Raw genomic sequence first — 1,709 nt, 5'->3', positions numbered from 1 at the left:
ATCGAAATTGCCGTCAACCAAGCTCTGATAGAGTTGGTCAAGACCAATGCGGAGCATATACGCCCGGAGCCGCGGCGATCCTGCAAGCTCCGGATGCCTCCGCTCGAAGTAGCGCGTCTGCTGCTCCATACAAGCCAACCACGGCCTCCAGAAGAAGATGTTGGCGACCTCGTATTGGGAATCCCCGAACATCGCCTCGCTCCAGTCAATGACCGCTGTTATGCGGCCATTGTCCGTCAGGACATTGTTGGAGCCGAAATCCGCGTGCACGAGGTGCCGGACTTCGGGGCAGTCCTCGGCCCAAAGCATCAGCTCATCGAGAGCCTGCGCGACGGACGCACTGACGGTGTCGTCCATCACAGTTTGCCAGTGATACACATGGGGATCAGCAATCGCGCATATGAAATCACGCCATGTAGTGTATTGACCGATTCCTTGCGGTCCGAATGGGCCGAACCCGCTCGTCTGGCTAAGATCGGCCGCAGCGATCGCATCCATGGCCTCCGCGACCGGCTGCAGAACAGCGGGCAGTTCGGTTTCAGGCAGGTCTTGCAACGTGACACCCTGTGCACGGCGGGAGATGCAATAGGTCAGGCTCTCGCTGAATTCCCCAATGTCAAGCACTTCCGGAATCGGGAGCGCGGCCGATGCAAAGTGCCGATAAACATAACGATCTTTGTAGAAACCATCGGCGCAGCTATTTACCCGCAGGACATATCCACGCCCTCCTACATCGAAGCTGAAAGCACGAGATTCTTCGCCCTCCGAGAGCTGCATCAGGTCGGAGACGCTGTCGAACTTTTCGATCAGAAACTTCTCGACAGACGTCGCGGTGAGTTCAGGCTTTTTCATATCTCATTGCCCCCGGACGAGCGTCTGCTCCGCCATTCGCCGTCCGCCGTGCCAATCGGATCAGCCGTCCAAATGCGGGATTTTCGTTAGTCGGAGGCCAAACGGCATTGAGCGTCAGCATATCATCAGCGAGCTGAAGAAAGACAATCCCCGATCCGCTCCACGTGTTGCCCCAGCAATCAGCGCGACCTTGCCCCTCCAACGTCATCTCGTTCTCCGCTCATGAGCTCAGCCAATCGACTGGCGAGCGGCATCGCATTCTTCGCATCCCGCCTCTGGCGGATGCAGGAAGATCAACGGATCTCGGCCCAGTTGACCCAGGGCTGTCGCCACAATGTCGCGGGAGCGGATCAACCGAGCAAAGGCATGACCGACTGGACCTTCCTTCTGAAGGCTCTTCTCCTTGAGCCACCTGTCCGCCAAGGCAAAGCGCTCACAGCAGTGGTCATTCTCGAGATAATCGACGCGTACCAACTTGCCATCCTGAAGAATGGTGCAGTGTCTCGGCACCCCATAGGGAACCTTTGCCATCAACTCGGCAAGATGCAGCGTCGTGTTGGCATCGTGTCCCACGCCGAGGAGAAGTACCTGCCCATCGAGTTCATGGACACGGGCGACCGGGCTTGCAGGCGAGTGAGGTGGCAGGGGCAATGGATCAGAGATGATCTGCTCTGCCTGTGGCCCCGCTGCCGCAAAGGCAAATGGATGGGCGCTGCGCTTTACATTTGGCAGGCGCCAGAATGTGTCAGAGACAACTCCAAGGTCCGGTGTAACGGGCGACGTGGCAGGATCGAACGGCTCGTCGTCCAGACCTGACCACGAGGGCATGACGAGCGTCCCTCCCGGACCCAGCGCAG

Annotated in this window: 2 protein-coding genes; both read right to left on the bottom strand. The window is 58.6% G+C overall.

All coding sequences use genetic code 11. From position 1 onward, the window contains the following. Nucleotides 1-852 (bottom strand): phosphotransferase family protein (locus E2K74_RS14370; protein WP_151208229.1); only part of this gene is annotated, 852 nt, incomplete at its 3' end. 228 nt (nt 853-1,080) lie between these two features. Then, nucleotides 1,081-1,709, bottom strand: a 629-nt coding sequence (gene aac(3)-IVa / locus E2K74_RS14360; protein ID WP_151208228.1) for an aminoglycoside N-acetyltransferase AAC(3)-IVa, incomplete at its 5' end; no start/stop codon positions are given.

Source organism: Acinetobacter sp. RF15B (assembly GCF_007558235.1).
GTDB lineage: Bacteria > Pseudomonadota > Gammaproteobacteria > Pseudomonadales > Moraxellaceae > Acinetobacter > Acinetobacter lwoffii_C.
The sequence above is the reverse complement of the archived record's forward strand: the minus strand, read 5'-3'. Positions and strand labels throughout refer to the sequence as shown.